This window comes from Mesorhizobium sp. M2C.T.Ca.TU.002.02.1.1, from assembly GCF_003997225.1.
Window position 1 is genome coordinate 1 of record NZ_RZTO01000373.1, and the last position, 5,765, is coordinate 5,765.

The following is a 5,765-nucleotide window of genomic DNA, read 5'->3' on the forward strand; positions in this document are numbered from 1 at the left end:
GGCTGGTGCTCGCCGACACGGGCGCGCTCGACACGCTGCCGATCCGCGAGTTCCGCGCCGGCTATGCCGAGCTTGCCAAATACGGGCTGATCGATCGCCCGGCCTTCTTCGCCTGGCTGGAACAGAACTGGGGGCAAGTCTTTGCCGGCGGTCCGGCGCGGGTCGAGGCGATCGCCGAGGCATGCCGCGCCAAGGCCGATGTCGTCGCACGCGACGAGTTCGAGACCGGCGACCGCGCGCTGCTCAATCTCGGCCACACATTCGGCCACGCGCTGGAAGCCGCCACGCAATATGACGGCGTGCGCCTCGTCCATGGCGAGGGTGTCGCCATCGGCATGGCGCTGGCGCATCGTTTTTCGGCGCGGCTCAACCTGGCGAGCCCGGACGACGCGGAGCGCGTCGAAGCGCATCTCAGGGCCGTCGGCCTGCCCTGGCGGATGGCCGATATTCCAGGCGATCTGCCGGACGCCGAGGCGTTGCTCGGCTTCATCACCCAGGACAAGAAGGTCTCGCGCGGCGCGCTGACCTTCATCCTGACACGCGGCATCGGCCAGTCCTTCATCGCCAAGGACGTGCCGCCCTCGGAAGTGCTGGCTTTCCTCAAGGTGAGCCATCCCGGAAGGCTCGAAGTGAGCCATCCTAGATGATCGGCGCCGGCTGGATCGTCGCCGCAATCCTTGCCGCCATCGTGCTTTTGGCGCTTCTGTTCCGCGGCCGGTTGCTTGGCGCTTTTGGCTACGCTCTGCGGCCGATCGAGCCGCCGCAGCGGTCCGAGCGCAACGGCAAGGATGAAGACGACGACGAACCCCGCCGCGAGGGCGCGGCTGCCGGCGAAGAGCGCAACCGGCTCGAGGGCCTCTTCGACCTCGATGAGCTCGAAGTGTCGGACGTCATGGTCCACCGCACCAATATGCGCTCGGTCAATGCCGACAATGCGCCCGAAGCGGTTGTGCGCGAGATCCTCACGAGTCCGCACACCCGCATGCCGCTGTGGAAGGGCTCGCTCGACAACATCGTCGGCGTCCTGCACGCGAAGGATCTGCTGAGGGCCCTCAACGAGGTCGGCAACGACTTTTCGCGGATCGACGTCATGAAGATCGCGGCGAAGCCGTGGTTCGTGCCGGACACCACCACCTTGCAGGACCAGCTCAACGCCTTCCTGCGGCGAAAGGCGCATTTCGCCATCGTCGTCGACGAGTATGGCGAGGTCGAAGGACTGGTGACGCTTGAAGACATCATCGAGGAGATCGTCGGCGAGATCGCCGACGAGCACGATGTCGACATGCAGGGCGTGAAGAAGGAAGCCGACGGCTCGGTCGTCGTCGACGGCACGGTGCCGATCCGCGACCTGAACCGCGCGCTCGACTGGGACCTGCCCGACGAGGAGGCGACGACGATCGCCGGCCTCGTCATCCATGAGACGCAGTCGATCCCGGAGGAGAAGCAGGCTTTCACCTTCCACGGCAAGCGTTTCGTGGTGATGAAGCGCGACAAGAACCGCATTGCGAGGTTGAGGATCAGGCCCGCCGGCGAGGGATAGGTATCGTTCAGCCGGCCTCGATGGCGGCTTCCGACGCCTTCAGAGCTCCTTCGTCCAGCGCTCGCTGAGCAGCGCGCCGGTTCCGCCGTCGATCGCGGCCAGGCTGACGTCGTAGCCCCAGAGGTTGCGGATGTGGCGCAGGGTCGCATCGCGACTTTCACCCTCGAGCATCACGCCGTCCTTCACCGTGTGCTGGAGCCGCAGGTGCCGGTCGCCAAGGAGGTCGACGTCGACCACCTGGATGTCCGGGCGACTTGCCCCGATATCGTAACTTTGCGCCAACGCCGACCGTATCTTGGCATAGCCACGCTCGTTGTGGATCGAGGCGACTTCGTAATGCGGCTCGTCGGCGCCGTCGGCCAGCACGAAGAGCCGCCATTTGCGGATCAGCGCCGGGCTCAGATACTGGCGGATGAAGGATTCGTCGCGGTGGTTGGCCCAGGCGTCGAGCAGGGTGTCGCGCCAGTCGCCGCGGCCGGCGATGTCGGGAAACCAGTCGCGGTCCTCGGCGGTCGGCTCGGTCGAGATGCGCTGGATGTCCTGCATCATGTCGAGACCGAGCGCATAGGGATTGATGCCGGAAAAGCGGGGGTCGTCATAGGCCGGCTGAAAGACCACGTTGGAATGGTTGCGCAAGATCTCGAGCATGGCGCCTTCGCTGATGCGGCCACGATCGAACAGCGTGTTCATGAGCGTGTAATGGACGAAGGTGGCGCAGCCTTCGTTCATCACCTGGGTTTGCCGCTGCGGGTAGAAATATTGCGCGATGACACGCACGATCCTGACGATCTCACGTTGCCAGGGCTCGAGGACAAGGCTGTTCTTCTCAAGGAAATAGAGCAGGTTTTCTTCCGGCAGATTGAGCGACTTCTTCCGCTCGGCAAGGATGTCGTCCTCTGCTTCCGGCTTGCTCTTTCCCTGCGAGGCCGGCAGCGTCCGCCACAGATCGTTGAAGGAGCGCTCCTCGTATTCGAGGCGCTCGCGCAACCCTTCGCGCTGTTGTTCCGATGACAGTTTCGGCGGCCGATGGTAGCGGAACACGCCCTGCTCCATCAGTGCGTGGGCCGAATCCAGGATCGCCTCGACGGCGGCCAGGCCATGTCTTTCCTCGCACCGGGCGATGTAGCTCTTGGCAAAATCCAGATAGCTCAAAATGCCGCCCGCATCGGTCCATTGCCGGAAGAGATGATTGTTCTTGAAGAAATGATTGTGTCCAAGCGCGGCATGGGCGGTCACCAGGGCCTGCAAGGCCATGGTGTTTTCTTCCATCAGGTAGACGATGCAGGGGTTGGAGTTGATGACGATTTCATAGGCCAGGCCGCGCGCGCCCTTGCGGTAGAGAAGCTCGTCATAGAGGAAACGCTTGCCGAATGACCAATGCCGGTACATCAGCGGCATGCCGACCGAGGAATAAGCGTCGAGCATTTGCTCGGAAGAGATGACTTCCATCTGCACCGGATAAATGTCGAGGCGAAGCTCTTCGCGGCCGAGCGCTTCGATCTCGTCATAGACTCGGGACAGTTTCTTGAAATCCCAGTCCGACCCGGAAAACAGCAGTTCGGATTTGCGCGCCTGGCTGCCCATTGCCGAAGCCCTCAAGCGCTCTTGCGCAGATCAGGCTGCCTGGCGAAGAGCTCCCGGAAGACCGGGTATATGTCGGCCGGCGCGGCGATGCGCCTCATCTGGAAGTTCGGCCATTTTCCGTCGACGGCGTTGTAGGCGCGCCAGAGCGACGTCCCGTTCTCGGTCGAGCCGAAAATATGGCTTTCCCGCTCGTCGATGATCTCCACATAGGCGAAATACTGGCAAAGCCGCATGAGCTTGCGGTCGAGCAGCTCGATGCAGCGCTCGGAGTCGGTGGCGAAATTGTCGCCGTCGGAGGCCTGGGCGGCGTAGATGTTCCATTCGGCGACCGGATAGCGTTCTTCGATGATGCGGTGCATCTCCTCGAGCGCGGTGGAGACGACGGTGCCGCCGCTTTCGGTGTGATAGAAGAATGTATGCTCGTCCACCTCCTTGGCTTCGTGGGTATGGCGGATGAAGACGACCTCGATGCGTTCGTAACGGCGCGTCAGGAAGAGATGCAGCAGCACAAAGAAGCGTTTGGCCAGATCCTTCTCGCGCTCTCCCATCGAGCCGGAGACGTCCATCAGGCAGAACATGACCGCGTTCGCATTGGGCACGGGCTGAGGATCGAAGCGATTGAAGCGGATGTCGACCGGATCGACATAGGCAATGCGCCTGCGCCGGCGCTCGAGCCGCTCAAGCTCTTCGCGCAGAACCGCGATGCGTTCGCGCGCCGCGGCACTTGCCGGCTTCGCTTCCAGCTCGGCGATCTGCCGGGCGATCGCGTCGAGCTCGGCCTGCTTGGGGCGTCTCAGCGCGATGCGCCGCCCATGGCTGTTGCGCATCGTGCGTCCGACATTGATGTTGGTCGGCGCCCCGCTTGCCGTGAAACCCGCCCGTCTCGGCTTGTAGCTCAATATCTGCTTGAGGTTGAGCTTGACCAGATCGGGCAGCTCGAGATCCTCGAAGAAAAGGTCGAGCACTTCCTCGCGCGACAGCACGAAACGGAAGTCGTCTTCGGATTCCGTGGTCCCCGGGGCCGATCCGTAGCCTCCGCCGCCGCCCGGCTTGGGGATGAGATCACCTGAGCTGAACGTCTTGTTGCCGGGCAGGATATGCTGGCGCCGGCCGCTTGCCTTGTCGTCGCCGAAGGTCGGTTCGCCGGTTCCCTTGCGCGGCATCGGCACGGCGTGCTCGCGGTCGACGTCGGCGATGCCGCCGGTACGGACCTGGTCGCGGATGCTGCGCTTGAGATCCTCGCGCGCGCGCCTGAGGAAGCGCTGGCGATTGCCCAGGCTCTTGTCCTTCGGGTTCAGGCGGCGGTCGATGAAGATCGGCATGGAACCGTCCCGGCTTTGTTCAGCCCGCCTTGTTCACGCGCATGTACCAGTCGACCAGCCGTCGCACCTGCCGCTGGGTGTAGCCGCGCTCCACCATGCGCTGCACGAATTCATTGTGCCGCTTCTCCGTGACGCTGTCCTGCTTGGAGCCGAAGCTGATCACCGGCAACAGGTCCTCGACCTGGCCGAACATGCGCTTCTCGATGACCTCGCGAAGCTTTTCATAGCTCGTCCAGGAGGGATTGCGGCCATGGTTGCGCGCCCGCGCGCGCAAGGTGAATTTGACGACTTCGTTGCGGAAGTCCTTGGGATTGGCGATGCCCGCCGGCTTCTCGACCTGCGACAATTCCTTGTCCAGCACCTCGCGGTTGAGGATCTGGCCGGTGTCCGGGTCCTTATAGTCCTGATCCTCGATCCAGGCATCGGCGTAGGCGATGTAGCGGTCGAAGAGATTCTGGCCGTACTCGCTGTAGGATTCCAGATAGGCCTTCTGGATCTCGTGGCCGATGAACTCGGCATAGCGGGTCGCGAGCTCCGACTTGATGAATTCGAGATAGGCGGCCTCCGTTTCCTTCGGGAATTGCTCGCGCTTGATCGCCTCCTCGAGGATGTACATCAGATGCACGGGATCGGCGGCGACCTCCTTGGTGTCGTAGTTGAAGGTCTGCGACAGGATCTTGAAGGCGAAGCGGGTGCTGACCCCGGTCATGCCTTCGTCGACGCCGGCGGCGTCGCGATATTCCTGCACGGACTTCGCCTTCGGATCGATTTCCTTGAGGTTTTCGCCGTCATAGGCACGCATCTTGGTGTAGAGCGGTGAGTTCTCATGCTCGGCAAGGCGGGTCGAAACCGTGAAGCGGCTGAGAATGTCCAGCACCTCGGGCGCGCAGGGGCTGTTCGCCAATTCGCTCTCGCGCAACAGCTTCTCGTAGATATGCCGTTCTTCGGTGATGCGCAGGCAATAGGGTACCTTGACCACGAGGATGCGGTCGAGGAAGGCCTCGTTGTTCTTGTTGTTCTTGAACTGCTGCCATTCCGATTCGTTGGAATGGGCGACGACGATGCCCTGATAGGGGAAGGCGCCGAAATTCTCGGTGCCGTTGTAGCTGCCTTCCTGGGTCGCGGTCAGCAACGGATGCAGGACCTTGATGGGCGCCTTGAACATCTCGACGAATTCGAGCAGGCCTTGCGTCGTCCGGTTGAGGCCGCCGCTGTAGGAATAGGCGTCCGGGTCGGACTGGCTGAAGTGCTCCAATTGCCTGATATCGACCTTGCCGACCAGGGCCGAGACGTCCTGATTGTTCTCGTCGCCGGGCTCG

At 62.8% G+C, this 5,765-nt stretch carries 4 protein-coding genes and 1 pseudogene; 2 read left to right on the forward strand and 3 right to left on the reverse strand.

Translation table 11 applies throughout. The annotated features are described in order from the left end of the window. Together EOD07_RS19605 and EOD07_RS19610 are read left to right on the forward strand one after the other, a co-directional pair. Positions 1-647: pseudogene (locus tag EOD07_RS19605) on the forward strand (3-dehydroquinate synthase); the annotation flags it as partial. Then, positions 644-1,540: a transporter associated domain-containing protein gene (locus EOD07_RS19610; RefSeq protein WP_127236649.1), complete on the forward strand. Its 897-nt coding sequence runs from the start codon at positions 644-646 to the stop codon at positions 1,538-1,540. The pseudogene EOD07_RS19605 and the gene EOD07_RS19610, both read left to right, overlap by 4 nt. Positions 1,541-1,579: 39 nt before the next feature. On the opposite strand, the gene EOD07_RS19615 is transcribed toward EOD07_RS19610, so the two are convergent. From EOD07_RS19615 to EOD07_RS19625, 3 genes are all read right to left on the reverse strand, one after another. Continuing rightward, positions 1,580-3,124: a SpoVR family protein gene (locus EOD07_RS19615; protein ID WP_127236652.1), complete on the reverse strand. Its 1,545-nt coding sequence runs from the start codon at positions 3,122-3,124 to the stop codon at positions 1,580-1,582. A gap of 11 nt (positions 3,125-3,135) precedes the next feature. Further along, entirely contained in the window at positions 3,136-4,446 is a 1,311-nt protein-coding gene (locus EOD07_RS19620; protein ID WP_127236650.1) for a YeaH/YhbH family protein, read from the reverse strand. Between the two features lie 19 nt (positions 4,447-4,465). After that, positions 4,466-5,765, reverse strand: a 1,300-nt coding sequence (locus EOD07_RS19625) for a PrkA family serine protein kinase (RefSeq protein WP_127236651.1), incomplete at its 5' end; no start/stop codon positions are given.

Bases quoted from the DNA above. Each gene is read 5' to 3' on its own strand.
- EOD07_RS19610 (WP_127236649.1), top strand. From the start codon at position 644: ATGATCGGCGCCGGCTGGATCGTCGCCGCAATCCTTGCCGCCATCGTG.
- EOD07_RS19615 (WP_127236652.1), bottom strand. From the start codon at position 3,124: ATGGGCAGCCAGGCGCGCAAATCCGAACTGCTGTTTTCCGGGTCGGAC.
- EOD07_RS19620 (WP_127236650.1), bottom strand. From the start codon at position 4,446: ATGCCGATCTTCATCGACCGCCGCCTGAACCCGAAGGACAAGAGCCTG.